The sequence below is a fragment of the Bacillus sp. I-2 genome (assembly GCF_001974945.1).
Classification (GTDB): domain Bacteria; phylum Bacillota; class Bacilli; order Bacillales; family Bacillaceae; genus Bacillus; species Bacillus safensis.
Map to the genome: position 1 here is coordinate 305,712 of NZ_LZRW01000043.1, position 23,800 is coordinate 329,511.

The 23,800-nt window shown below is 38.9% G+C and carries 27 protein-coding genes and 7 tRNA genes; 29 read left to right on the top strand and 5 right to left on the bottom strand.

The features are described from left to right. Window positions 1-59: 59 nt before the first annotated feature. From BAE31_RS14490 to BAE31_RS14510, 5 genes are all read left to right on the top strand, one after another. Entirely contained in the window at window positions 60-389 is a 330-nt protein-coding gene (locus tag BAE31_RS14490; protein WP_024425392.1) for an anti-sigma factor antagonist, read from the top strand. After that, a complete protein-coding gene (rsbW, locus tag BAE31_RS14495; protein ID WP_024425393.1) occupies window positions 386-874 on the top strand; it encodes an anti-sigma B factor RsbW in 489 nt (162 codons plus the stop codon). Before BAE31_RS14490 ends, rsbW begins: the two co-directional genes overlap by 4 nt. Then, a complete protein-coding gene (gene sigB / locus BAE31_RS14500) occupies window positions 840-1,628 on the top strand; it encodes an RNA polymerase sigma factor SigB (protein WP_024425394.1) in 789 nt (262 codons plus the stop codon). The genes rsbW and sigB overlap by 35 nt, the downstream gene beginning before the upstream one ends. Continuing rightward, window positions 1,628-2,227 (top strand): PP2C family serine/threonine-protein phosphatase, encoded by a 600-nt coding sequence (locus BAE31_RS14505; protein WP_076840774.1) that lies wholly within the window; start codon window positions 1,628-1,630, stop codon window positions 2,225-2,227. The genes sigB and BAE31_RS14505 overlap by 1 nt, the downstream gene beginning before the upstream one ends. A gap of 76 nt (window positions 2,228-2,303) precedes the next feature. After that, entirely contained in the window at window positions 2,304-4,463 is a 2,160-nt protein-coding gene (locus BAE31_RS14510; protein ID WP_076840775.1) for a Tex family protein, read from the top strand. A 19-nt stretch (window positions 4,464-4,482) separates the two neighbouring features. On the opposite strand, the gene cmpA is transcribed toward BAE31_RS14510, so the two are convergent. Then, window positions 4,483-4,617, bottom strand: a complete 135-nt coding sequence (gene cmpA, locus BAE31_RS19505; protein ID WP_008346893.1) for a cortex morphogenetic protein CmpA — start codon at window positions 4,615-4,617, stop codon at window positions 4,483-4,485. A gap of 99 nt (window positions 4,618-4,716) precedes the next feature. Between cmpA and BAE31_RS14515 the strand changes: the two genes are divergently transcribed. The 13 genes from BAE31_RS14515 (at window position 4,717) to BAE31_RS14575 (ending at window position 12,816) form a co-directional block, all read left to right on the top strand. Continuing rightward, a complete protein-coding gene (locus BAE31_RS14515; RefSeq protein ID WP_076840776.1) occupies window positions 4,717-5,190 on the top strand; it encodes a SprT family protein in 474 nt (157 codons plus the stop codon). A 199-nt stretch (window positions 5,191-5,389) separates the two neighbouring features. Next, complete coding sequence (locus BAE31_RS14520; RefSeq protein ID WP_076840777.1) at window positions 5,390-6,367, top strand: thiamine pyrophosphate-dependent dehydrogenase E1 component subunit alpha; 978 nt, start codon at window positions 5,390-5,392, stop codon at window positions 6,365-6,367. A gap of 19 nt (window positions 6,368-6,386) precedes the next feature. Then, on the top strand, window positions 6,387-7,424 hold the full coding sequence (locus tag BAE31_RS14525) for an alpha-ketoacid dehydrogenase subunit beta (protein WP_034622614.1): 1,038 nt from the start codon (window positions 6,387-6,389) through the stop codon (window positions 7,422-7,424). Between the two features lie 17 nt (window positions 7,425-7,441). Further along, the gene (locus tag BAE31_RS14530) at window positions 7,442-8,575 is read left to right on the top strand and encodes a dihydrolipoamide acetyltransferase family protein (RefSeq protein WP_076840778.1); all 1,134 of its coding nucleotides are present in this window, start codon (window positions 7,442-7,444) and stop codon (window positions 8,573-8,575) included. A 16-nt stretch (window positions 8,576-8,591) separates the two neighbouring features. Beyond that, on the top strand, window positions 8,592-9,971 hold the full coding sequence (lpdA, locus tag BAE31_RS14535) for a dihydrolipoyl dehydrogenase (RefSeq protein WP_076840779.1): 1,380 nt from the start codon (window positions 8,592-8,594) through the stop codon (window positions 9,969-9,971). 103 nt (window positions 9,972-10,074) lie between these two features. Beyond that, window positions 10,075-11,922, top strand: coding sequence for a sigma-54-dependent Fis family transcriptional regulator (locus BAE31_RS14540; RefSeq protein WP_076840780.1), 1,848 nt, complete (start codon window positions 10,075-10,077; stop codon window positions 11,920-11,922). A gap of 216 nt (window positions 11,923-12,138) precedes the next feature. Beyond that, window positions 12,139-12,213 (top strand) — tRNA-Asn (locus tag BAE31_RS14545). Window positions 12,214-12,217: 4 nt separating this feature from the next. Further along, window positions 12,218-12,308: transfer RNA gene (locus tag BAE31_RS14550), tRNA-Ser, on the top strand. Window positions 12,309-12,317: 9 nt separating this feature from the next. Further along, window positions 12,318-12,389, top strand: a tRNA-Glu gene (locus tag BAE31_RS14555). 25 nt (window positions 12,390-12,414) lie between these two features. Beyond that, window positions 12,415-12,489 (top strand) — tRNA-Gln (locus tag BAE31_RS14560). 29 nt (window positions 12,490-12,518) lie between these two features. Next, window positions 12,519-12,594: transfer RNA gene (locus BAE31_RS14565), tRNA-Lys, on the top strand. Window positions 12,595-12,601: 7 nt separating this feature from the next. After that, window positions 12,602-12,684, top strand: a tRNA-Leu gene (locus BAE31_RS14570). 48 nt (window positions 12,685-12,732) lie between these two features. Then, a tRNA-Leu gene (locus BAE31_RS14575) sits at window positions 12,733-12,816 on the top strand. A 219-nt stretch (window positions 12,817-13,035) separates the two neighbouring features. On the opposite strand, the gene BAE31_RS20175 is transcribed toward BAE31_RS14575, so the two are convergent. Next, window positions 13,036-13,158, bottom strand: a complete 123-nt coding sequence (locus BAE31_RS20175; RefSeq protein WP_212667505.1) for a class III lanthipeptide — start codon at window positions 13,156-13,158, stop codon at window positions 13,036-13,038. 60 nt (window positions 13,159-13,218) lie between these two features. Then, window positions 13,219-13,368 (bottom strand): class III lanthipeptide, encoded by a 150-nt coding sequence (locus tag BAE31_RS19720; RefSeq protein ID WP_170871302.1) that lies wholly within the window; start codon window positions 13,366-13,368, stop codon window positions 13,219-13,221. 135 nt (window positions 13,369-13,503) lie between these two features. Here BAE31_RS19720 and BAE31_RS14580 point away from each other — a divergent pair, with 135 nt between their 5' ends. From BAE31_RS14580 to BAE31_RS14600, 11 genes are all read left to right on the top strand, one after another. Beyond that, window positions 13,504-14,157, top strand: coding sequence for a trypsin-like serine peptidase (locus BAE31_RS14580; protein WP_076840781.1), 654 nt, complete (start codon window positions 13,504-13,506; stop codon window positions 14,155-14,157). Between the two features lie 14 nt (window positions 14,158-14,171). Next, window positions 14,172-16,862 (top strand): class III lanthionine synthetase LanKC, encoded by a 2,691-nt coding sequence (lanKC, locus tag BAE31_RS14585; RefSeq protein ID WP_083704014.1) that lies wholly within the window; start codon window positions 14,172-14,174, stop codon window positions 16,860-16,862. Beyond that, complete coding sequence (locus BAE31_RS20180) at window positions 16,822-16,950, top strand: class III lanthipeptide (RefSeq protein WP_212667506.1); 129 nt, start codon at window positions 16,822-16,824, stop codon at window positions 16,948-16,950. The genes lanKC and BAE31_RS20180 overlap by 41 nt, the downstream gene beginning before the upstream one ends. A gap of 27 nt (window positions 16,951-16,977) precedes the next feature. Beyond that, a complete protein-coding gene (locus BAE31_RS20185; protein WP_212667507.1) occupies window positions 16,978-17,106 on the top strand; it encodes a class III lanthipeptide in 129 nt (42 codons plus the stop codon). Window positions 17,107-17,172: 66 nt separating this feature from the next. Further along, window positions 17,173-17,301 carry a class III lanthipeptide gene (locus tag BAE31_RS20190; RefSeq protein WP_212667507.1) on the top strand — a complete coding sequence of 43 codons (129 nt, stop codon included), beginning with the start codon at window positions 17,173-17,175 and terminating at the stop codon, window positions 17,299-17,301. Between the two features lie 23 nt (window positions 17,302-17,324). Then, window positions 17,325-17,453: a class III lanthipeptide gene (locus BAE31_RS20195; RefSeq protein ID WP_212667507.1), complete on the top strand. Its 129-nt coding sequence runs from the start codon at window positions 17,325-17,327 to the stop codon at window positions 17,451-17,453. Window positions 17,454-17,476: 23 nt separating this feature from the next. Then, on the top strand, window positions 17,477-17,605 hold the full coding sequence (locus tag BAE31_RS20200; RefSeq protein ID WP_212667508.1) for a class III lanthipeptide: 129 nt from the start codon (window positions 17,477-17,479) through the stop codon (window positions 17,603-17,605). Window positions 17,606-17,628: 23 nt separating this feature from the next. Continuing rightward, on the top strand, window positions 17,629-17,757 hold the full coding sequence (locus tag BAE31_RS20205) for a class III lanthipeptide (protein WP_212667508.1): 129 nt from the start codon (window positions 17,629-17,631) through the stop codon (window positions 17,755-17,757). A gap of 680 nt (window positions 17,758-18,437) precedes the next feature. After that, window positions 18,438-20,171 carry an ABC transporter ATP-binding protein gene (locus BAE31_RS14590; protein WP_076840782.1) on the top strand — a complete coding sequence of 578 codons (1,734 nt, stop codon included), beginning with the start codon at window positions 18,438-18,440 and terminating at the stop codon, window positions 20,169-20,171. A 291-nt stretch (window positions 20,172-20,462) separates the two neighbouring features. After that, complete coding sequence (locus BAE31_RS14595) at window positions 20,463-20,840, top strand: hypothetical protein (RefSeq protein ID WP_076840783.1); 378 nt, start codon at window positions 20,463-20,465, stop codon at window positions 20,838-20,840. A gap of 509 nt (window positions 20,841-21,349) precedes the next feature. Continuing rightward, window positions 21,350-21,553, top strand: coding sequence for a cold-shock protein (locus BAE31_RS14600; RefSeq protein WP_003214229.1), 204 nt, complete (start codon window positions 21,350-21,352; stop codon window positions 21,551-21,553). Window positions 21,554-21,827: 274 nt separating this feature from the next. Here BAE31_RS14600 and BAE31_RS14605 read toward each other — a convergent pair whose 3' ends face one another. Together BAE31_RS14605 and BAE31_RS14610 are read right to left on the bottom strand one after the other, a co-directional pair. After that, on the bottom strand, window positions 21,828-22,289 hold the full coding sequence (locus BAE31_RS14605) for a CarD family transcriptional regulator (RefSeq protein ID WP_139336392.1): 462 nt from the start codon (window positions 22,287-22,289) through the stop codon (window positions 21,828-21,830). Window positions 22,290-22,628: 339 nt separating this feature from the next. Next, window positions 22,629-23,678, bottom strand: a complete 1,050-nt coding sequence (locus BAE31_RS14610; RefSeq protein ID WP_008346759.1) for an NAD(P)-dependent alcohol dehydrogenase — start codon at window positions 23,676-23,678, stop codon at window positions 22,629-22,631. Window positions 23,679-23,800 lie beyond the last annotated feature (122 nt).

A 23,800-nucleotide genomic window follows, 5' to 3' on the forward strand; every position in this document is an offset into this window, starting at 1 on the left:
AAAGTGAACATGCGGGTATATAAAACTTTAGGAAACAAGAATTTCGAGGTGAATGCATAATGAATATGTCTGTAAAAGAGCATCAAATAGATCAAAAAACGAAAATCAGTGTCAGCGGAGAAATTGATGTGTACTCCGCTCCTGAGCTAAGAGAAACGCTCATGCCTAAAGCTGAGGCGGGAGAGCATCTTGAAATCTGTCTAAAGGATGTTACGTATATGGATAGTACAGGTTTAGGTGTATTCGTTGGGCTGTTTAAAGCGGCTCAAAAAGCAGGTGGAACATTAAAGCTTGAGAACTTGTCAGAACGGCTTGTAAGGTTGTTTGAAATCACTGGATTAAAGGACATCATTGACATTTCTGCAAAGTCAGAGGGTGGGGTACAATGAACGAATCAGTAGATCTAATCGAGATGAAAATACCGGCAAAACCAGAATATGTAGGCATCATTCGTTTAACTCTTTCAGGAGTAGCGAGCCGGATGGGCTATGCCTATGAAGAGATTGAGGACTTAAAAATTGCCGTCAGTGAGGCCTGTACAAATGCAGTTCAGCATGCCTACAAAGGTGAAGACGGCGAAGATGGAGAGGTGGCTGTTCGCTTTCTTGTCTACGAGGATCGTCTAGAAATCATTGTCGCTGACAAAGGCGGTAGCTTTGACTTTAAGCAAAAACAGGAAGACCTCGGACCGTACACATCTGCTCATACGGTGGATCAATTGGCAGAAGGAGGTCTTGGTTTATACTTAATGCAAACATTGATGGATGAAGTCGAGGTGCAAGCAAACTCCGGAGTTACCGTGGCGATGACAAAGTTTTTAAACAGGGAGCGAGTTGACCATGACACAACCATCCAAAACTATGAAACTAACTAAAGATGAAGTAGACCGCCTCATCCAAAGCTATCAAACCAATCAAGACGAGCAGGCACAGCTCACGCTGGTCGAATGCTATACAAACTTGGTTGATATGCTGGCGAAAAAATATTCTAAAGGAAAAAGCTTTCATGAGGACCTTAGACAAGTTGGAATGATAGGTTTACTTGGCGCCATTAAACGATACGACCCGCTCGTCGGTAAATCATTTGAAGCCTTTGCCATTCCAACCATCATCGGGGAAATCAAACGCTTTTTACGAGATAAGACATGGAGTGTTCATGTACCAAGGCGGATCAAAGAGCTTGGACCAAGAATTAAAATGGCAGTCGATCATTTGACAACAGAGACACAGAAGTCACCTAAAGTCCAAGAAATTGCAGAATACCTAGATGTAACAGAAGAAGAAGTACTTGAAACCATGGAGATGGGCAAAAGCTATCAAGCACTGTCTGTTGACCAAGGCGTAGAGGCCGATTCTGAAGGAAGTACTGTGACGATTTTAGACGTTGTGGGCTCACAGGAAGAGGGCTACGAACGTGTGAACCAAAAATTGATGCTTGAGAGTGTGCTTCATGTGCTGTCGGATAGAGAAAAAGAGATTATCAATCTGACTTACTTGCAAAATAAGAGTCAGAAAGAGACAGGCGATTTACTTGGTATATCCCAAATGCATGTATCAAGACTGCAGCGGAAGGCAGTGAAAAAACTGCGAGATGCATTATCAGAAGATGCGTCTATGGAGCTAGGGTAATGAAACAGATTGAACAGCATGAGCATGTAAAAGCCATTATCTATCAATCGAATAAAGAAGGGAAGTCATGCTGCGGGGACAGTTTTTTTATTAAAGCAGATGATGAAGAACTAATTTGTGCTGTAGCAGACGGATTAGGCAGCGGCCAGTACGCCAATGAATCATCTTCTTTAGTCAGCGAAATTGTCGAAGAATATGGACATGAGGATGTGGCGACCCTCATCGACAGATGCAATCAGGCCATGAAAAATAAACGCGGGGCCACTGTGGCCATATTAAAGGTGAATTTTTCCCAGCAGCAATTTACCTATTGTTCGGTTGGTAATATTCGGTTTATCTTGAATGCACCTTCTGGCGATTATATTTATCCATTCCCGACATCAGGATACTTATCAGGAAAACCTAGAAAATATAAAACATACTCCTATCCCTACGAAAAAGGATCGATATTCATTATGTATTCAGACGGACTGAATGTGCCAAACATGCGCATGTGTTTAAAGCATGGACATTCAGTTGAAGACATCGCCAAACAGCTTGAAACATACACACAAGACAAAAAGGACGATCTCACCTATGTACTTGGTCAGCTCACGTAAAATAGCTGACCTTTTTTCTGTTTTGCCGGTTTTTTTGATACACTAAAAGAGAAGACACAGTGAGAGGATGCAAAGTATGAAGACATCTGACTTTTTATTGAAACAAATTGCGACAGAATTAAAGCTTTCAACAAAACAAATTGAAAGTGTGATCAAGCTTTTAGAGGATGGCAACACCGTCCCGTTTATTGCCCGTTATCGGAAAGAGCAGACAGGCTCACTGGATGAGGTGCAAATTCAAACCATTTCAGAGCGCTATACATATATCCAAAATGTCACGAACCGAAAAGAAGAAGTCATTCGCTTAATTGCTGAACAAGACAAACTGACTGATGAATTAAAACAGAAAATTGAACAAGCGCATAAACTGCAAGAGGTCGAAGATTTATACCGGCCATTCAAACAAAAGCGCAAAACAAAGGCGAATGTAGCCAAAGCAAAAGGGCTGGAGCCGCTGGCAGAATATTTACTCACGCTGCCAAGCGATCAGATCGAGAAGAAAGCAGCTGCTTTTATTAGCGAAGAAAAAGAAGTGACAAATGTAGAAGAGGCACTTGAGGGTGCGCAGCACATCATTGCTGAACAGCTCGCAGATGATCCTGATATGCGAAAATGGATTCGCAGTGAAACGTACCAAAAGGGCAGTCTGGTCACATCAGGAAAAGACGTCGAAAGCGATGAGAAAAACGTCTATGAAATGTATTACGATTATCAAGAGCCAATCAAAAAGATTGTTCCGCACCGTGTACTAGCGGTCAACCGCGGGGAGAAAGAGGGCATTTTAAAGGCAGCCATCGAACCACCAGCTGAAAATATTCGCTTCTATCTCGACAAACAAGTTCTAAAAGGCAAACAGACGACGGCGAGACCGTTTATTGAAGCGGCAATCGATGATGCGTATAAACGCCTCATTCAGCCTTCCATCGAGCGAGAAATACGAAAAGAGCTGACAGAAAAAGCAGAGGAACAAGCGATTCATATTTTTGCTGAAAACTTAAGAAAACTGCTGCTTCAGCCGCCGATGAAAGGGAAACGTGTACTTGGAGTCGACCCCGCATTTCGGACAGGCTGTAAATTAGCTGTCGTGGATGATACAGGCAAAGTCCATCATATTGGCGTCATTTACCCGCATCCGCCCGTGCAGAAAAAAGCGGAAGCGAAACAAAAAGTCAAAGAGATCATTCAATCATCAAACATCGAAGTCATTGCGATTGGAAACGGAACAGCCTCAAGAGAGACAGAACAATTCATTGCAGACTTGATTCAAGAGCTGGATCAGCCGGTGTCTTATTTGATCGTGAATGAAGCTGGAGCAAGTGTTTACTCCGCATCAGCGCTGGCACGAGAAGAGTTTCCAGATCTGCAAGTCGAAGAGCGAAGCGCCATCTCAATCGCTAGAAGATTACAAGATCCTTTAGCAGAGCTCGTGAAAATTGATCCGAAGTCTGTCGGTGTGGGCCAATACCAGCATGATGTCAGCCAGAAGCAATTAAACAGCTCGTTAACCTTTGTGGTAGAAACAGTCGTCAACCAAGTTGGTGTAAACGTCAATACCGCCTCACAGGCGCTGCTGCAATATGTATCAGGCCTTTCAAAAGCCGTCGCAGGGAATATCATCAAGCGCCGCGAAGAGATTGGGAGATTCACAAGCAGAAAAGAATTGAAGGATATCCCAAGGCTCGGTGCTAAGACATATGAGCAGTGTATCGGTTTCCTTCGCATTACAGATGGACAAGACCCGCTTGATCGTACAGGTATTCACCCTGAGAGCTATAAAGAAACAAAACAGTTTTTACGCATGATCAACATGACGCCAGACGATCTTGGCACAGAGCAGTTAAAAGAGAAAATTGCTGAAGTGAAACTGGACGAAGCAGCCCAGCAGCTGGACATTGGGACAATTACACTTCAAGATATCATTGATCAGCTGACAAGACCTGAGCGTGATCCACGGGATGAAGTGCCAAAACCGCTGCTCAAAACAGATGTGTTGAAATTGGAAGACTTGAAGCAAGGAATGGAGCTGCAAGGAACGGTGAGAAACGTTGTAGACTTCGGTGCATTCGTTGATATTGGTGTAAAGCAGGATGGGCTTGTGCATATTTCCAAGCTAAGCAATCGTTTTGTGAAGCATCCGCTTGACGTTGTATCAGTTGGTGACATTGTGACCGTATGGGTGGACTCCGTTGACCAGGCAAAAGGCCGCGTTGCCCTCTCCATGCTGAAACCAGAGTAACAAAAAAACGAGGCGCACCTTAGGATGGGGTGTGCCTTGATGTGACTGAATGTTTTTTTCTATAAAAGTACCAGCATTGATTCAGCAATTTGATTTGATAATGATTTTTCTCATAAAATGCCTTCTGCATCTGATTTTTCAGCCAGTTGGGCATCGCCCATTCCTCCTTTGATCGAAACAGTGGATGTACCTTCAATGTATGCATAGGGGAAATTGTCCCGTTCGAGGTTTTTATAGAAAGGAACGATCTTGATTGAACGAGAGAGAGTTACAGCAGTTAACAGAGCACATTTCCCAGCAGTTCTTTGGCAAGGCATTCCGCCATCAGGCTGTTTTTAATGACCGTCTAAAAACGACAGGCGGACGATATTTACTTGGTACACACAACATCGAACTGAACCGCCGATACCTAGAGGAGCATGGACGAGAAGAATTAATCGGAATCATCAAGCATGAGCTGTGCCATTATCATCTGCACCTTGAGGGAAAGGGCTATCAGCATCGTGACCGTGATTTTAAAGCGTTATTAAAACAAGTAGGAGCCCCGCGTTTTTGTACACCGCTAAAAACCGTACAAAATAAGCGCCGTGCGGAGAAACGCCATGAATATATTTGCACAGGATGCGGCCGGTCTTTTATAAGGAAAAGACGGTTTGATACCTCTCGTTATGTATGCGGCGTCTGCAAAGGGAAATTAAAGTGGCTGCGAACAACCGATTCATTGTGACAAGCATTCCTCTATGGGGATGCTTTTTTTGTTTCTATAGATGTGTGGACATATTGAGACAAAAAGAGACGCATGTCTCATTTTGTCTCTTTTTTCATCGGTATGATTCGTTCAAAACCTAAGTGTTCATGCGTCGTCATGTTGGCACGATTTTTGCTTGTATAGAAGTGCAAGCAAAAAAGATAGGAGGTTTTATCAAATGGAAATGGCATTGACTAAAGAAAAAGCCGTATGGATGTATCAAAAAATGCAGGAAATCCGCCAATTTGAAGACCGGGTGCACACCCTTTTTACAAAAGGAATTTTGCCGGGGTTTGTCCATCTTTATGCTGGCGAAGAAGCTGTTGCCGTAGGAGTCTGTGCTCATCTGAATGAAAAAGACAGTATTACAAGTACACACCGGGGCCACGGCCACTGTATAGCGAAGGGCTGTGATCTAAAAGGAATGATGGCAGAAATCTATGGGAAAGCAACAGGTCTCTGTAAAGGCAAAGGCGGATCCATGCACATTGCAGATTTTGATAAAGGAATGCTCGGTGCTAACGGAATTGTTGGAGGGGGCTTTCCTCTTGCGTGCGGGGCAGCCCTCACAGCTAAATATAAAAAGACAGAAAATGTAAGCGCTTGCTTTTTTGGGGATGGTGCAAACAATCAAGGGACTTTCCACGAAGGAATCAATCTCGCGGCCATCTGGAAACTGCCCGTTATTTTCATCGCAGAAAACAATGGGTACGGGGAAGCGACACCATTTTCCTATGCTTCAAGCTGCAAATCAATCGTAGATCGAGCGGCCGGTTATGACATTCCTGGGATTCAAGTAGATGGAAAAGATGTGATGGCCGTTTATCAAGCCGCAGAACAAGCAATTGAACGAGCAAAAAATGGAGAAGGTCCGACATTAATTGAATGCATGACATATCGGAATTATGGCCATTTCGAAGGAGACGCCCAGCGTTACAAAACAAATCAAGAAAAAACAGAACATCAAGAAGAGAGAGATGCGATCGCTCTTTTTAAAAATGAATTGATCAAGCAGCAGCTGCTGACGAATGGGGAGCTATCAAATATTGAAGCGGCTGTAGCAGAAGCGATAGATGAAGCCGTTACATTCAGTGAAGAAAGTGAATATCCAGATCAGGCCGAATTATTGACCGACGTGTATGTTTCGTATCAATAAATCAAAGGGGGAGAGGAAAATGACAAGAGAAATCAGCATGTCTAGTGCATTAAATGAAGCGATTAAACTTGCCATGAGAAGAGACGAGGATGTCATTTTAATGGGGGAAGATGTTGCTGGAGGCGCTCATGTCGATCACTTACAGGATGATGAAGCATGGGGCGGTGTGCTTGGTGTAACGAAAGGAATCGTTCAGGAGTTTGGGCGTGAGCGAGTTCTTGACACACCGATTAGTGAAGCTGGCTATGTAGGTGCGGCCATGGCAGCAGCTTCCACAGGGCTAAGACCAATTGCAGAACTCATGTTTAATGATTTTATCGGCACCTGTCTGGATCAAGTGCTGAATCAAGGAGCAAAATTCCGATATATGTTTGGCGGAAAAGCAGAGGTACCGATCACGATCAGAACGACACATGGGGCGGGTTTTAGAGCAGCTGCTCAGCATTCGCAAAGCTTGTATGCGCTATTTACAAGCATCCCTGGATTGAAAGTAGTGGTGCCTTCTTCACCATACGATGCCAAAGGATTGCTGCTGGCAGCCATCGAGGATCAGGACCCTGTCATCTTTTTTGAAGACAAAACGCTTTACAATATCACAGGAGATGTTCCAGAGCGATACTACACGCTGCCGCTTGGCAAAGCAGATGTGAAAAGAGAAGGCTCAGATGTGACCATTTTTGCAGTAGGTAAACAAGTTCATACAGCACTCGAAGCGGCCGAGCAATTAGCTGCCCAAGGAATTGAAGCAGAGGTGATTGATCCAAGAAGCTTGTCACCGCTCGATGAAGAGGCCATTCTAACTTCAGTAGAAAAAACAAATCGGCTTGTCATTGTAGATGAAGCAAATCCAAGGTGCGGAATTGCCGCAGATATTTCTTCTCTGGTTGCGGATAAAGGGTTCGATTTACTTGACGCTCCAATCAAAAAAGTGACGGCTCCTCATACACCGGTTCCGTTTTCACCACCGCTTGAAGATATCTATTTGCCGACACCTGAAAAGGTTGTGAACACCGTATTAGAGATGGTTGGAAAGAGTCATGACAAGATCTTGAACTAAAGAAAGGAGAGAGGGAGATGGCTGTCGAGGTTGTGATGCCAAAATTGGGCATGTCAATGAAAGAAGGAACGGTATCTGTCTGGAATAAAGAGGTCGGAGAAACCGTAAATAAAGGGGAAAGCATTGCAAGCATCAACTCTGAAAAAATTGAAATGGAGATCGAATCACCTGCAGAAGGAACCATATTGGATATAAAAGTGCCTGAGGGAGAAGGTGTACCGCCTGGCACGGTCATCTGCTATATCGGTGAAGGAAATGAACAGGTCGAGGAAAAGAAAGTAAAAGACCTGCCGCCAAAACAAAAGAAAGAGAGAAAGAAAATCTCCCCTGTGGCACGTAAGATTGCTCAAAGCGCTAATCTGGACATTCATACTTTAGTGGGAACAGGTCCAGATGGGAGAATCACGAAAGCGGATGTGCTTCGGGCACTTCCTGATGAAAAAGAAAAACAACACAATGAACCAACAAAGCCTCAGCCAGTCAGCATGATGCGGAAAACCATTGCCTCGCGAATGATGGAGAGCCTGCAAACAAGTGCACAATTAACAATAACGATGAAAGCGGATGTGACAAAGCTGACAGCATTACAGTCTGAGTTGAACGAAACAGCCGCAGGACGACACGATATAAAATTAACTATGACCGATTTTGTAGCCAAAGCAGTGGTTCTTTCCCTGCTAGAGCATCCTGCAATGAACAGTCAATATCAGAATGATAGAGTCGAAAATTTTGAGCATGTACATCTTGGAATCGCTGCTGCTTTAGATCACGGTCTGGCAGTGCCTGTTATTCGGCACGCGGAAAAACTTTCACTTATTGAGCTGGCGAAGAGCATCAAATCGTATGGCAAAAAAGCACGTGAAGGCAAACTTCTCCACGATGAAATTGAAGGCTCTACCTTTACAATCACTAACCTAGGCGCCTATGGTGTAGAACATTTTACACCGATTTTGAATCCGCCGGAAGCAGGTATTCTTGGCGTTGGCAAAGCGGATCACATGCCTGTATATCATGGGAATGAATTATGTAAAGGGACGATCCTGCCACTCAGTCTGACATTTGACCATCGCGTGCTGGACGGGGCTCCGGCATCCGAATTTTTATCAACTGTTAAAATGTATTTAGAAAATCCAGTATCCATTCTTTTATAGGAAGAAGGTGAAATGAATGACGCTTGTCATTATAGGAGGCGGGCCAGCAGGATATGTGGCGGCAATAACAGCCGCCCGTTTTGAAAGAGAGGTTGTACTAATCGACCAAGGCCTGTTAGGAGGTACCTGCCTGAATGAAGGCTGTATTCCAACGAAAGCACTTTTGCAAAGCGCTGATATGTACGAGCATGTGAAATCAGCTGGACATTTTGGAATTGAGCTTCCAGGGAAGGAGCCTGTCATTCATTGGGATGCCGTTCAAAGGCGGAAGCGGTCAGTCGTCAAGCAGCTGACTGATGGCGTTCGTTATTTGATGAATAAAAACAAAATCAGCGTGTTAAATGGGAAGGCATCATTTCTTTCAGCACATGAGCTATTGATAGAAAGTGAAGGGAAATCTGAAATCATTCAGGCAAAACAAATCATTATTGCTTCAGGATCAAAACCTGCTGCTTTACCTTTCGCCCCATTTGATAGAGAGTGGATCATTGATAGTAAGGATGCGATGACGCTCCCTTCAATACCAGATTCGCTTTGTATCATTGGTGGAGGGGTGATCGGCTGTGAGTTTGCAAGCATCTTTAGCCGAATGGGATCAAAGGTTGTCATGGTGGAACAGGCAGCACACATTTTACCTGAAGAAGATCACGATACAGCTAACTGTCTTCAAGATCAGCTTCAAAAAGCAGGTGTGGAAATTTTGACATCAGCAGCAGTCAAACAGCTTGATGCAATCTCAAAAAAAGTGGTGGTTGAGAAGGATCATGGGGAGCGCTGTGAAATCAAGTCCGATCATTGTTTAGTCGCCATTGGCAGAAAACCGAGGCTGGGAGAGCTGAATCTTGAGCAGATCGGCATTGAATTTGACAGGAACGGCATCTGTGTGAATGAGCATATGCAAACCAATCTCCCGCATATCTATGCGTGCGGTGATGTGACAGGCGGCGTTCAGCTTGCTCATGTTGCTTTTCATGAAGGAACGATTGCGGCATCACATGCATCAGGTGAAGATGTAAAGGTCAATGAACAAGTGATTCCAAGGTGCATCTACACGTCTCCAGAAATCGCTAGTGTCGGTTTAAATGAAGAGAATGCTAGAAAACAATATGGGGAGATTCGAATAGGGAAATTCGCATTTTCTGCAAATGGAAAAGCATTAATTTTAAATCAGCCAGCTGGTCAAGTAAAGGTCATTGTCGAACCGCAATATCAAGAAATTTTAGGTGTATCCATCATCGGACCGAATGCAACAGAACTGATTGGACAAGCGGCGGTAATGATGCATACAGAGTTGACAGCTGATACATTAGAGCAGTTTATTGCGGCACATCCGACACTCTCTGAGGCGATACACGAAGCCTTGCTGCAAACAAATGGACGAGCGGTGCATTGCTGATAGAGAAACTTTCTATCCAAATGACTCCCTGGGTCAGCCAATAATTGAAAGCGTTTTTATAATTATCTATAATGGATAAAAAGCCCCCAGAGGAGAGGATGGAATGAATCCGACGCCTTGCTATTTAAATACTTGGAAACGTTTTGTTCGTGAAGGTTTGCTTGATAGATCTCGTCTGGATAAGAGAGTGATGGAGTCATGGCACAGATGTAAACAAGCAAATGTGAACCCGTATTTAGATAAAGGACAGTCGTTGTTAGAAAAGGAATTATTCAGTATTCAAAAAAAGAAGTACTCACTATTTCTAAATGCCGCTCTTCCTTACTTAAATAAAATCAGTCAGCAATTAAAAGAATCTGACATGCTGGCATTACTCATTGATGCAGATGGATATGTGCTAAGTCTGACAGGAAGCCAAAGGACGCTGGTAGAAGCGAAAAAAATAAACTTTATGGAGGGTGCGCGCTGGACCGAAGCCGATGTGGGGACGAACGCTATTGGAACGGCACTAGTCATTGGGGAAGCTGTAGCGATTAACGGAACTGAGCATTTTTCAGTCGCTTCCCACCATTGGAGTTGTTCAGCGGCCCCTATTCGTGATGCAGACGGCACGATCATAGGAGTCATTGATATCTCCTGTATGGCGGATCAAAGGCATCCTTTTATGCTTGGAATGGCTTCAACAGTTGCATATGCCATAGAGAGAGAAATTCAGGTCCAGCAAAAAAGGAAAGAGATGGAGCTGATCAGTCATTGTCTCCAGCAGGTAGAAGTGGACGAGCTGTATGTTGTCTGTAATGAGAAAAAGCAGATTGTTTTGGCAAGTAAGCCGATTAGAGACCGATTTTCAGACTGGTACGGAATGGATGTTGATCTGCTCATGGACGATACATTTGTTACACGGGACAAGCAGATTATTCAGTCAGAACAAGACGGAAAGCTGCTTGGGATGTCTTTTTCTCTTGAAGAAGCAGCGAAGAGTAATATAACCGTTTCTTTTGCTCAATTTCCCGGGGAATCTGGAACAAGTACGGCATTTCAGCAGACGCTCAGCGAATTGAAACGAGCGGCACAAACAGATGCAAATGTATATATTTGGGGAGAAACAGGTACAGGGAAAGAACTGGCCGCTCGAGCGATTCACTTAGCTAGTGAAAGACATAAAGGACCGTTTATTGCCGTTAATTGTGGAGCCATACCCGAAAGCCTGTTAGAAAGCGAACTATTTGGTTATGCTGAAGGAGCTTTTACAGGGGCAAAGCGTCATGGAGCACAGGGGAAATTTGAACAGGCGCAAAAAGGAACACTCTTTTTAGACGAAATAGGCGAAATCCCTTATGCGATGCAAGTGGCACTTCTTAGGGTCATTGAAGAAAGGAAAGTCGTACCGCTCGGCGGGACACACGAAATCCCTTTGGATATTAGAATCATTACAGCGACACACCGAAATATGAACGAACTGCTGAAGGAAGGAAAAATACGTGAAGATTTGTATTACCGTCTTCATGTCTATCCAATCAACATCCCGCCGCTTAGAGAAAGAAAAGAAGACATTGTTGATTTATATCGTTACTACCAAAAGAAACACCAATGGAATGCAGCATTTCCTGAATCTTTTTTTCGTAAGCTGGAAGCGTACCATTGGCCAGGAAACATACGAGAGCTTTTTAATCTGTTTGAACATATAAGGGTACTGTTTCCTAAAGGAGGATGGATTGGTGAATCGCAATATGCGGAGGTATTAGAGACGATGGATCAGAAAAAGCAGAAGCTGCATCTACCAGAGTATACCGAGAATCCAAAAGAACTCACGTTTAGGGAACGCATTCAAAAGCAAACAGTGATAGAAGCACTGCATAAAACGAAAGGTCATGTGACAGAAGCAGCGAGGCTGGCAGAGGTGCCAAGAAGCACCTTTTATAAGTGGATGCGAAAGTATAAGCTGTCATGAACCCATAGGGAGCGCAGCAGCAAGGAGACCTTGGTCTTTCAGTTAGAGGTCAGGGTCTTTCTGTCATGTCTAAACAGAAAACAAGGAAGAAAGGCTTGACTGTTATATTAGTATATGTTAAATTATAAAAGCCGTCGCTAATGAGACAGGAATGAAACACTTAAAAATTCTTGACACATTTTTCTGGCATAGATATAATGAAACATGTCTTATTATTCCGCAGTAGCTCAGTGGTAGAGCTATCGGCTGTTAACCGATCGGTCGTAGGTTCGAGTCCTACCTGCGGAGCCATAATGGAGAAGTACTCAAGTGGCTGAAGAGGCGCCCCTGCTAAGGGTGTAGGTCGCGCGAGCGGCGCGAGGGTTCAAATCCCTCCTTCTCCGCCATTATTGTATGGCCCGTTGGTCAAGCGGTTAAGACACCGCCCTTTCACGGCGGTAACACGGGTTCGAATCCCGTACGGGTCATGTCATGTTTTGTTTTTTGATTCGTTGGGCTATAGCCAAGCGGTAAGGCAACGGACTTTGACTCCGTCATGCGTTGGTTCGAATCCAGCTAGCCCAGCCATTTTTCATATGTTTTTCTGCATAGCAGATGAGCCATTAGCTCAGTTGGTAGAGCATCTGACTTTTAATCAGAGGGTCGAAGGTTCGAGTCCTTCATGGCTCACCATTGTCACGCGGGTGTGGCGGAATTGGCAGACGCGCTAGACTTAGGATCTAGTGTCTTTATGACGTGGGGGTTCAAGTCCCTTCACCCGCATTGTTTTTTCAAACAGTGCACTTATGAATATATGAGCACATCATACACGCGGTCGTGGCGGAATGGCAGACGCGCTAGGTTGAGGGCCTAGTGGGTGAATAACCCGTGGAGGTTCAAGTCCTCTCGGCCGCATCTAAGAAACCAAAGGTTGTAGACCTTTGGTTTTTTTGTGCTCTTTTTTATTAAGAAAGCGATCACAAATAGCTCCATCTATTCATTGGATAGATCATTATTATGTTTTAAAACTCCACTAAACAACTATTTAATTTGTATCCTAAATAGAAAGGGCTATAAAGAAGCTGTCCTTAAAAAATTTTAAGGACAGCAAGATGATATATTACTAACCATAAATTAACAAATAAACAAACTTATGTTACTTCTGCCTAAACATCCAATACTTACATTGGATTGGTTTTTATTACTCTTAGGTATATCTGTTTCATAAAGCTTCTGTAGTGAAAGAATTTTTCTCATAGTGTTTAACCTCCTATTTATTTGAAATATTATAAGAAATAAACAAAATATAAACCTATATTAAGAACCAACTATAGAAGTACAAGCGTATAGACTTACTGAGCTACCTTTACCACCCTCACAAATAAAAATGCTGAGAACCGATTTTTTGTCAGGGTTGTCACTTTTTTTTGTAGATAATTTTTGTAATGATAAAATTTTATCAGACATTTATAACACCTCCCTTTAGATTATGATTTTATAAAAAAAGTGAAAATTCACTTTTAACTATTGTAATATTTCCCATAGAGTATTACAATATAAATAACTTAAATTGTATAAAAAGTTATAGAAAGGTAATAAGTCATGGATAATATATGTAAACTTAGTTATAAATTAGGTGAATCACAGGCGAAATCATTGGCTAGCGCATCTATTATCATATACAAAGGCGAATACTTTATTGCTACTGCAGCACATTGCCTATACGACCTGGGGAGTAATGAATTAGCTAATAACATATCAATAGAAGTAGAGAATCAAGGAAAAAAAGAGTCTTATGAAGTGCAAAATATAGTAATACCCGAAAAATGGATTAGTACTCATAGGTTAACTTATGATTATGCCTTTGGAAGAGTTAAATTGACTAAAGAAATGAAGAATGTTGCTTTTATCCCTAAGTTTGATTTTAGTAAGGATATAGAAGCGCATAATAAGGTGGTTTCGTTAGCTGGTTACCCCATCTCACTTTTTAAAACTCAGAAGAAATATTCTAAAGGTGATTTAGATTTAACACTTTTTACAGAAGAAAAGCTTGTTGGAATGCGCTCTAAACTTAAACATGGAATATCTGGCGGTCCTTGGTTTTTTGAAAGTAATAATGAAAAATTCCAGTTTGGTGTTACATCTGCAAGAATTAATAGTTTTAAAAATATGGTTTGGGCATCTGTTTGGACTAAAGATACAGAAAGAATACTTAATACGTTATTGACAAGTGAGCAGAAAATTATTCTAGCCTAAAGTGAGGGATTTTAATGGATTTAAGATATATTGAGTTTTTGAGTCCAGGTAAATTATTTTATGAACTGGTAACACCGAATAAATTATTAAACAATTATAGTATACCTACCTTAAATACAGAAGAGTGGAAACAAAACATGGATATTAATTGGAGGTATTGTATTTATACAAAGGAAAAAATGCCAAAACAAGGTTGGAAAATACATATTACAACTGATATTGATGAGGCACAAAAGACTTTAGATATTGTCATTCCATATCTCATAAGAAATAAAGTATCCTTTAAATTTGTTCCTAATGAGAGGCAATTATTATTCAAGAATTCCAAAAATGGAGATAGAGCATCTTCTGGTAAATTTATTACAATTTATCCTTATGACAAAAAGATTTTTCTAACGTTACTCTCAGATTTAGATAATTTGACAAAAGCCTTAAAAAAAGGCCCCTATATATTAAATGATAAGCGCTGGAAATATTCAAATGTCTTTTTCCGATATGGAGCGTTTGTATCTATGACTGTAAATAAAGATGGACAAAATGTTCCGGCAATTCAACGACCTGATGGCGCATTTATTCCAGATGTTCGTGCTCCATATTATGAAGTTCCGGATTTTATTGAAGAACCTATTGAAATACAAATGATGACTAAAAAAGTTGACGCAGAACTTGATAAAGAAGACACTTCAAAGTTTGATTCATATAATGTTATTTCTGCACTGCATTTCAGTAATGGTGGAGGAGTATATAAGGTTGAAAAAAACGGGAAAACGTTTGTAATGAAGGAAGGAAGGCTTGGTTCGGGTTTGGATCGGTTGAAACTAGATGGTTTTAAACGAATTTATAAAGAGGCTGAAACAATAAAACAATTAAGTGAGAAGCCTTACATAGTTGATTTTCATGATTACTTTGAAATTTGGGAAAATAACTATTTAATTGAAGAACATGTTTCAGGGATTTCTCTTATGGAATATGTATCTCAAAATTTTCCATTTTCATACAAAGAAGATAAAAATATCTATATGGAACGCATGTTGAATGTGATAGATCAGTTGATGGATGCTTTAAAAGACCTTCATAAGAGTAATATTGCACTCGGAGATTTACAGCCAAACAATGTATTGATATTAGAAGATTTCTCAATAAAATTAATAGACCTAGAAACTGCCGTAACTCCTGACAGTAAATACACCCCCGCTTTAATGACTCCGGGTTATGTTACGGATCAAGCAGAAACCTTTGAACAAGCAGATTGGTTTGCATTACTTAGAATTTGCCGATTTTTATTTTTACCAATAGAAAATTTATCTGATTTGTCAATTGATATTGAAAAAAGCCAGGATGAATGGATTGGAGAGAATTTTGGTGATGCAGTTTTAAACAAAATTAAAGAGATCCAAGAGAAGACATTGCCAACCATCAAAAAATTAAGGGAAGCTTCTAATTTAACAATTCCTCCAATGGAAATAAACTATAAGAATATTAAAGAGATAACAGAAGGTTTAAGGAATGGAATTATAAGTAATTTAAAACCTGAGTCTAAAAGTTTAATATCCGGAGACATTAGGCAATTCATTGAAAAAATGGGGAGCCTATCAATTGCTAATGGAGGATTTGGTGGAATAATGGCTTTAGATAGGACAGGGTCTCTATCCGAATCAGTTTATCAATGGGTTGATCATGTATTAGAGGCAATGTTAAAAGTAGACACTGAAGAATATAAGAATTTCCCATTAGGTTTATTTAACGGTATCTCTGGTATTACAACTGTATTATACGATATTGGTTATAAAGAAGAAGCAATTAAAATATTAAATACAATACCCTTACCAGATAAAGAAGATTTAGATTTAACACTGTTTTCTGGATTGGCTGGAATTGGATTGAACTACCTAGCTTTTTATAACATTACACAGAAAAAAGATTTTCTAGATCGCTCAATAAAAATAGGAAACAGAATAATAGATGCCTATAAAGAAGGCTGTTCCATTACAGTAAGGGATCCTTATGCAATGCCGTATGGCTTGTTAAATGGCTGGTCTGGAGTCAGCTTGTATCTTCTAATATTAGGAAAGGTGACAGACAATAGAAGCGTAATAAAACTGGCTGGCGAAATTTTCAGTAAAGAAATAAGCCAAAACATTGAAATTGATTCTAAATTAGAATTAGCACAAATAAAAGAACACTCATTGGGCTATAAAAGGTTAATACCGTATCTTGGAGAAGGTGCAGCTGGTATCGCATTAATTATGCTAGAGTTCAACAAGAATCTTCCTAATTTTATGACAGAAACTAATACGGAATTGTTCAAAAAACTAGCAAATGTTACAGACTTATACAGCACATTTGCTAGCGGCATCTTTCGAGGTGTGGGAGGAATGATTATTCTTGCTAACGCAATGAAATGTGAGGAGTTAAAGTCAGGCTCGTTAGAATACAGTATTAGAGCACTTGGTAATTATCTCCTTTATAAGAGAGGCGAGGGGATATTAAGCCCAGGAGAGTATGGCTATCGTTTATCTTTAGACTTACAAACTGGGAATAGTGGTTTACTTCTCGCACTTTCAGATATAGATAATGACAAATGGAATAGTTGGTTGCCGTTGCCTAAAGATAATAAATTAAATCTCTTTGAAGTAGAGAAATCCAATAAAGGAGGTGAAATAAATGAAAAAATTATTATCACTTCAGCACAAAGCACTAGATAAAGAGGTTACTCTATTAGCAGGCAGATCATCAGTAAGTTTAGGCTGCGGTAAGATCAGTACAGTGAGTCTATTTCTCTGCGCTAATTAAGTTACTCTTAAAGGAGGTGAAAAAACAATGAAAAAGCTACTATCACTTCAGCACAAAGCACTAGATAAAGAGGTTACGCTATTAAAAGGTAGATCATCGGTAAGTTTAGGTTGCGATAAGATCAGTACAATAAGTTTATATTTCTGTGGTAACTAATTATACTTAAAGGAGATGAAACAATGAAAAAGCAATTAAGTTACTCTTAAAGGAGGTGAAAAAACAATGAAAAAGCTACTATCACTTCAGCACAAAGCACTAGATAAAGAGGTTACGCTATTAAAAGGTAGATCATCGGTAAGTTTAGGTTGCGATAAGATCAGTACAATAAGTTTATATTTCTGTGGTAACTAATTATACTTAAAGGAGATGAAACAATGAAAAAGCTACTATCACTTCAACACAAAGCACTAGATAAAGAGGTTACGCTATTAAAAGGTAGATCATCGGTAAGTTTAGGTTGCGATAAGATCAGCACAATAAGTTTATATTTCTGTGGTAACTAATTACACTTAAGGGAGATGAAACAATGAAAAAGCTACTATCACTTCAGCACAAAGCACTAGATAAAGAGGTTACGCTATTAAAAGGTAAGTCATCAGTAAGTTTAGGTTGCGATAAGATCAGTACAATAAGTTTATATTTTTGCGGTAACTAATTACACTTAAGGGAGATGAAACAATGAAAAAGTTACTATCACTTCAGCATAAAGCACTAGATAAAGAGGTTACGCTATTAAAAGGTAAGTCATCAGTAAGTTTAGGTTGCGATAAGATTAGTACAATAAGTTTATATTTCTGTGGTAACTAATAAATTTTCGAAAAAATATTTTATCAAAAGAGAGGTCAGCCTCCTCTCTTTCTTTATATTATTCAAAAAGCAGTTGGTGTAAATATAAAAAGGGCTAATTAGAAATGCCATAAAGTTTCAAAATTCAGATATTCGTCCATTATATACTGTCTTATGTCTCCAGCTAGTATAACTTTTGTTTAGCTAATCTTCCTGTAAGCGCCAGTGGTGAGTGCAGGAGTTGCTTTGTATTAATTGAATTAAGTATACATTAAAAAAGGGTTTATAAAGAGATGAATTAAAAGAGGTTCTCAGAATAGCTAAATCGAAGTATTTTTTTATAATTGTAGTTTGTTTAGAGGAACTGCGTGATAATAATGTAATATTGATCAATATTCTAGTCATAGTACAAGTACGATATCTTAAAGGCGCTAGATATATATACATATTCTATTAGAAAGAAATATACACTTCTGGGGACTTTAGATAACATTTATCAAATAATATATTTTCTGGTTCATCAGGATGATTACTCGTAATACAAGGTTTTATAAAAAATACTAATTATAGGGGCTACCTGTGATGAACATTAATAAAGTATATGAGTCTAAATTTTAATTATTTCTTTTGATTGAAATTTAAGATAGATACTTTGTGGTGTATTTTGAATATTGATAGTCTATAGCAGAAAGGATATTATTATGAGACCTAAAAATCCCTTATTCTTTTTATTGCGTAAAATAAAACTGCCATTATTATTAATTTTATTTGCTATTACTATTTCATCTGTAGGGAGTATTAGTGGTTTGTTTATACCTCTATTTACTGGTAAAGTTGTAGATAAATTTTCTGAGAACACTTTTAATTTAGGATTTATAGCGCTTTTTTTATGTATGTTTCTAATAAATGCGGTCTTGAGTGGTATTGGTTTATATTTGCTCAGTAAAATTGGAGAAAAAATGATTATGGCAATTCGTTTTATGCTGTGGGAGCATATAATAAAATTAAAAACTCCTTTCTTTGATAATAATGAGAGTGGTTCAATAATGAGCCGTATTACAGAAGATACTAATGTTATCAACGCATTTGTATCTCAAAAATTACCGAATATAATCCCTTCTATAATAACTGTTTTAGGCTCTATTATTATCTTATTGGGAATGGATTGGAAAATGACTCTTATAACACTTATTATAGTTCCTATATTTTTAGCCATAATTATTCCTTTAGGGGGAATGGTAAGAAAAATCTCAAAAGAAGCACAATCAGAAGCAGCTAGCTTTAGTGGATTATTAGGTCGTGTCTTAACCGAAATACGTCTAGTAAAGATATCAAATACAGAAAGTTTAGAATTAAAAAATGCTCATAATAATCTTTTTGAAATATATAAATTAGGGTTAAAAGAAGCCAAAATCATTGCAATTATACAACCATTAACTAGCCTTATTCTTTTACTGACTATAGGAATTATTCTAGGATTTGGTGGTATAAGGGTTTCAACGGGGGCAATATCTGCTGGTACTCTAGTAGCTATGATTTTCTATGTAATACAATTATCTGGCCCTCTTACTAATTTTTCAACCTTACTTACAGACTACCAGCGAGCGATAGGAGCAAGCCAGAGATTGAGTGAAATATTACGCGAAGATAAAGAAGAACTGGAATCTAATAGACATGTTTCAAATATTGATTTCTGCAATAGAAATTTGAAATTTTCAAGCGTTAGTTTCAAGTTTGATGATAAACCGATTTTGAATAAAATAACTTTTGATATCCCAAATAAAAAGGTCACTGCTTTTGTAGGTCCGTCTGGTTCTGGTAAAAGTACTATTTTCAATTTAATAACACGATTATATGAATTGCCTTTGAGCAATGGGAGCATATCACTTGGAGGAATACCCATTAATGAATTTAATTTATCAGATTGGCGAAATAAAATTGGCTATGTAATGCAAACTAACGCGATGATAAATGGCACGATAAAAGATAATATAGTGTACGGCATTAAAAGAGAAATTAGTGAAGATGAAATCATTAAATATTCTAAACTGTCAAATTGCCATGAATTTGTTAGTTTGTTAGATAAAGGGTATGATACAATAATTGGAGAAAAAGGAATAAAGTTGTCGGGAGGTCAACGTCAACGAATTGATATTGCAAGAAACTTTATTAAAGACCCTGATATCCTATTATTAGATGAAGCAACAGCAAGTTTGGATAGTGAGAGTGAGAGAAAAGTACAAGATTCACTAGAAGCATTAATGAAAAAAAGAACCACAGTGATAATAGCTCACAGATTAGCAACTATTAAAAAAGCAGATCAGATCATATTCTTAGATCAAGGAGTAATTACTGGTAAAGGAACTCATGACCAATTAATGCGTACCCATGATAAATACAGGCGATTTGTGTCAGCCCAAAAATTGGTTGATTAAGTAAATTTTTGTAACACTTTATGAGTGTTTAATTAACATTTAGATCATTTATGTTAAATGTATTAAGGAAGATAACATGTTTTAGTGTAATCTTAAGATATAAAATAATGAGAAATTTGTATTAGCTTAAACTAAATAATAACTAATTGCTACTTTTAATCCGTGTGCCATATATCTTGTGAATAATTAATAATAAAGATTATTTCAGCTAAATTGACTGCATATAATTCAATTAAATAACATAAAATGGTTATGGTTTTTTAAGTATTTATCGAAAAAGGAGTTATGATAATGATAAAAAGGTTTTTTTTGATTTTACTCACATTAATTATGTCCATTGTATCAATGCTAGTAGCTGCCAAAAATTCTCCTGGGGATAATGTGATTTCATTTGATGAACCTCGTATCTTAATGATATCAATGGGAATAGTTATATTTTTATTCATTCCGCCATTGATTATGTCTTTTTTTGGTAATTTTGTTGTAAGGGTTATATCTGGTGTATACCAATGTTTTATTGTTCTTTCCTTTCTGGGACTCATTCCAATAGGATTTCTTATTCCTAATGGCTTTTTGACTATTGTTGTTGCTATTGCAGGAACTTTAATTAGCATATTTAGCGTTACAGTAACCTTTTCTATTGATAAAAATAAAGAAGTTAAATCTTAACTGAATAAATAAAAATTTAGAAGGTTCTATCCTTATTTGAGGAAAGGAGCTTTCTTTTTGAGTTTTCTGTTGTGGATTACTAAATCTTTGATAACTGATTGTTGTTTGTGGGTGTAGTTTTTTGAAAAGAAAAGTTTTAGAGCGTATCCATTAATACGCTGCAAATAAAAGAAGCACTCATTATAATAACTACGTGTTAGCTATTCTCATATCTCAGAAATGCTCCAAGTATCAGGGACATCTTCATTATCACAGGGTTAGATAGTTATCATTAAAAAGAAGATATATTGAACTCAATTCTTTTATAAAACTTTTTTTAATAGCGATTCTCATTTTTTTGACCTTACACATCAAAAAAATTGCAATTATTTCCGATTCATGCTACAATAAGAATAATTATTTTTGTTCGGCGTAAAGGATAGCATGAAGAAAGACTTTTCGTCTTGAGGATACTTTGGGCAAGGATAGTATAATACATTGTGTGGTATACGCACGAGGAGGCAACAAACATGGAACAAGGTACAGTAAAATGGTTTAACGCAGAAAAAGGTTTTGGATTTATCGAACGTGAAGAAGGCGACGATGTATTCGTACATTTCTCAGCTATCCAAGGTGACGGATTCAAATCTTTAGACGAAGGTCAAAAAGTAACATTTGACGTAGAGCAAGGTTCTCGTGGAGCTCAAGCTGCTAACGTTCAAAAAACTGCTTAATCTTCATCCTTTTAAAACAGGTTCTCTGTAGAGAGCCTGTTTTTTTATGCTTTCACTCATTTTCTCAATAAAAAACCCTACTCAGCGTACAAGTAGGGAAGTGTTACAAGGTAATCGTAAAAAAATTCATGCTTCAAAGGTTTATCAACAGTATAGCATATTGGATTTACAATATGCGGAATTTGCCTAAATAAATTCTTTTTTTAAATAAAATGAAGGGTGGAAATGTTCGTAGAGAACGTGTATTCAAAAATGGTGAGCGTGGAAGAGATTCTTAACAAAAACTTTTTATTTGTTTTTCTGTAATCCCTTTGATGACTTCTAATTCACTTAGCAAAAATTCATGGGCATCATCTAGCATTTTCTTTTCACTTGCATTGAGTGCTTTCTCTTTCTTCATACGCATCAGATCACGCACAACTTCAGCACCTTCTTGGATGTTACCCGTTTTTATTTTGTTTGTGTTAATTGTATGCCGTTCTTTCCATGTCAGTAATTGATCTGATTTGCCATGCTGGAAAATGTGCATTACATCCTTTAAAGCCAGTATATCTGTAACAGGTCTAATACGTGAACCTGACATTTTCCGTGTTGGAATCATTACTTTCATATGACTGATTGCCATTTTAATCACATAATACTGTTGTTTTTCATCAGAGAATTCTTTTTCTTCTATGGCTTCAATTATACCTGCTCCGTGCATTGGATAAACAATGTTATCACCAATTTGAAACATATCATCCACCTCCATAATGTATCTACTTTAAGGGTACCACACTTAGGGATTAAATAATCAAATTTTTAATAATAACATGTTTATTTATTTGTTGTCAACAAATTTTGTTCTAAAAAAGAGAGGTTATTTTGTGGGAATTTTTGATATGATTTTTTTAATTTGAACATATCCTCCTTGCTATAAGAAAAACAGGATATCCACAATTACAGCTCGGACTCCACCCTGTATATCCGTCATCCAGTCATTCAAACGTAAACAGCTGTTTGTGAGGAAATTATGTTAAATAGCTGCAATATAAAAAGACCAGCCATTGAGCCAGTCTTTCAAAATAGAATACGATCATAATGTCGAAATATCAATCACAAACCGGTAACGCACATCACTTTTCAGCACCCGTTCATACGCTTCATCAACTTGATTAGCGTTGATGACTTCAATTTGTGGTGCGATGTTGTGAGCAGCTGCGAAATCGAGCATTTCTTGTGTTTCTTGGATGCCGCCAACGAGTGAACCAGCTATGCTGCGGCGGCCGGAAATTAATGAAAAGACGTGGAATTGATCCGGCTTAGGCGGTGCACCGACGTTCACCAAGGTTCCATCTACACGGAGTAAGGATAAATAGGCATCCACATTAATGTTGGCAGAGACCGTATTGAGAATAAGGTCGTACTGACCAGCTAGTGTCTGAAACGTATCAGGATCACTTGTAGCAAAATAGTCTTTTGCGCCAAATGACAGTGCTTCTTCTTTTTTATTCAAAGAGCGGCTCAATACCGTCACTTCAGCGCCCAGAGCACTCGCGAATTGAATGGCAACATGACCGAGTCCGCCCATTCCGACGATAGCAACCTTTTTGCCAGGGCCTGCCTTCCAGTGCTTTAATGGTGAATAAGTTGTAATGCCAGCACAGAGAAGAGGGCTTGCGGCATCAAGGGGCAGTTGATCAGGAATGCTGACGACAAATCGTTCAGTCACGACAATTTTTTGACTGTAGCCGCCATAAGTCGGCTCCCCGTCATAGTCACGGCTGTTATACGTTTGGACGACTCCTTTTGTGCAATACTGCTCGTCTCCATTTTGACAATATTCACAGGTGCCGCAGGAATCCACAAAGCAGCCAACGCCCACACGGTCTCCGATCTGAAACTTCGTCACATCATCCCCTACAGCTGCCACGACTCCAGTGATCTCATGACCTGGAACCATCGGGAAAATGCCGCCGCCCCATTCATCAAAAGCGCTGTGGATATCTGAATGACAGATCCCGCTAAATTGAATATCAATTAAAATATCATGTGGACGAAGCGCTCTTCGTTCAATGGTCGTCCGTTCAAAATTCGCTTTGGCATGTGATACACTTAAAACGTTTGATTGGTGCGTCTGACACATTCTTGATCATCCTTTCAAAAATAAGATTCGATTCTTTCCTCTATACTGTACGTCTTAAAGTGAACTATAAGTCAACAGAAAACCTTCTGTAATAATAAATCCAGGCTGTTACAACATTCTTG

What these genes read in the sequence shown, in the direction of transcription:
- BAE31_RS14490 (WP_024425392.1), top strand. Translation starts at nt 60, where the DNA reads ATGAATATGTCTGTAAAAGAGCATCAAATAGATCAAAAAACGAAAATC.
- rsbW (WP_024425393.1), top strand. Translation starts at nt 386, where the DNA reads ATGAACGAATCAGTAGATCTAATCGAGATGAAAATACCGGCAAAACCA.
- sigB (WP_024425394.1), top strand. Translation starts at nt 840, where the DNA reads ATGACACAACCATCCAAAACTATGAAACTAACTAAAGATGAAGTAGAC.
- BAE31_RS14505 (WP_076840774.1), top strand. Translation starts at nt 1,628, where the DNA reads ATGAAACAGATTGAACAGCATGAGCATGTAAAAGCCATTATCTATCAA.
- BAE31_RS14510 (WP_076840775.1), top strand. Translation starts at nt 2,304, where the DNA reads ATGAAGACATCTGACTTTTTATTGAAACAAATTGCGACAGAATTAAAG.
- cmpA (WP_008346893.1), bottom strand. Translation starts at nt 4,617, where the DNA reads ATGCCCAACTGGCTGAAAAATCAGATGCAGAAGGCATTTTATGAGAAA.
- BAE31_RS14520 (WP_076840777.1), top strand. Translation starts at nt 5,390, where the DNA reads ATGGAAATGGCATTGACTAAAGAAAAAGCCGTATGGATGTATCAAAAA.
- BAE31_RS14525 (WP_034622614.1), top strand. Translation starts at nt 6,387, where the DNA reads ATGACAAGAGAAATCAGCATGTCTAGTGCATTAAATGAAGCGATTAAA.
- BAE31_RS14530 (WP_076840778.1), top strand. Translation starts at nt 7,442, where the DNA reads ATGGCTGTCGAGGTTGTGATGCCAAAATTGGGCATGTCAATGAAAGAA.
- lpdA (WP_076840779.1), top strand. Translation starts at nt 8,592, where the DNA reads ATGACGCTTGTCATTATAGGAGGCGGGCCAGCAGGATATGTGGCGGCA.
- BAE31_RS14540 (WP_076840780.1), top strand. Translation starts at nt 10,075, where the DNA reads ATGAATCCGACGCCTTGCTATTTAAATACTTGGAAACGTTTTGTTCGT.
- BAE31_RS20175 (WP_212667505.1), bottom strand. Translation starts at nt 13,158, where the DNA reads ATGAGAAAAATTCTTTCACTACAGAAGCTTTATGAAACAGATATACCT.
- BAE31_RS19720 (WP_170871302.1), bottom strand. Translation starts at nt 13,368, where the DNA reads ATGTCTGATAAAATTTTATCATTACAAAAATTATCTACAAAAAAAAGT.
- BAE31_RS14580 (WP_076840781.1), top strand. Translation starts at nt 13,504, where the DNA reads ATGGATAATATATGTAAACTTAGTTATAAATTAGGTGAATCACAGGCG.
- lanKC (WP_083704014.1), top strand. Translation starts at nt 14,172, where the DNA reads ATGGATTTAAGATATATTGAGTTTTTGAGTCCAGGTAAATTATTTTAT.
- BAE31_RS20180 (WP_212667506.1), top strand. Translation starts at nt 16,822, where the DNA reads ATGAAAAAATTATTATCACTTCAGCACAAAGCACTAGATAAAGAGGTT.
- BAE31_RS20185 (WP_212667507.1), top strand. Translation starts at nt 16,978, where the DNA reads ATGAAAAAGCTACTATCACTTCAGCACAAAGCACTAGATAAAGAGGTT.
- BAE31_RS20190 (WP_212667507.1), top strand. Translation starts at nt 17,173, where the DNA reads ATGAAAAAGCTACTATCACTTCAGCACAAAGCACTAGATAAAGAGGTT.
- BAE31_RS20195 (WP_212667507.1), top strand. Translation starts at nt 17,325, where the DNA reads ATGAAAAAGCTACTATCACTTCAACACAAAGCACTAGATAAAGAGGTT.
- BAE31_RS20200 (WP_212667508.1), top strand. Translation starts at nt 17,477, where the DNA reads ATGAAAAAGCTACTATCACTTCAGCACAAAGCACTAGATAAAGAGGTT.
- BAE31_RS20205 (WP_212667508.1), top strand. Translation starts at nt 17,629, where the DNA reads ATGAAAAAGTTACTATCACTTCAGCATAAAGCACTAGATAAAGAGGTT.
- BAE31_RS14590 (WP_076840782.1), top strand. Translation starts at nt 18,438, where the DNA reads ATGAGACCTAAAAATCCCTTATTCTTTTTATTGCGTAAAATAAAACTG.
- BAE31_RS14595 (WP_076840783.1), top strand. Translation starts at nt 20,463, where the DNA reads ATGATAAAAAGGTTTTTTTTGATTTTACTCACATTAATTATGTCCATT.
- BAE31_RS14600 (WP_003214229.1), top strand. Translation starts at nt 21,350, where the DNA reads ATGGAACAAGGTACAGTAAAATGGTTTAACGCAGAAAAAGGTTTTGGA.
- BAE31_RS14605 (WP_139336392.1), bottom strand. Translation starts at nt 22,289, where the DNA reads ATGTTTCAAATTGGTGATAACATTGTTTATCCAATGCACGGAGCAGGT.
- BAE31_RS14610 (WP_008346759.1), bottom strand. Translation starts at nt 23,678, where the DNA reads ATGTGTCAGACGCACCAATCAAACGTTTTAAGTGTATCACATGCCAAA.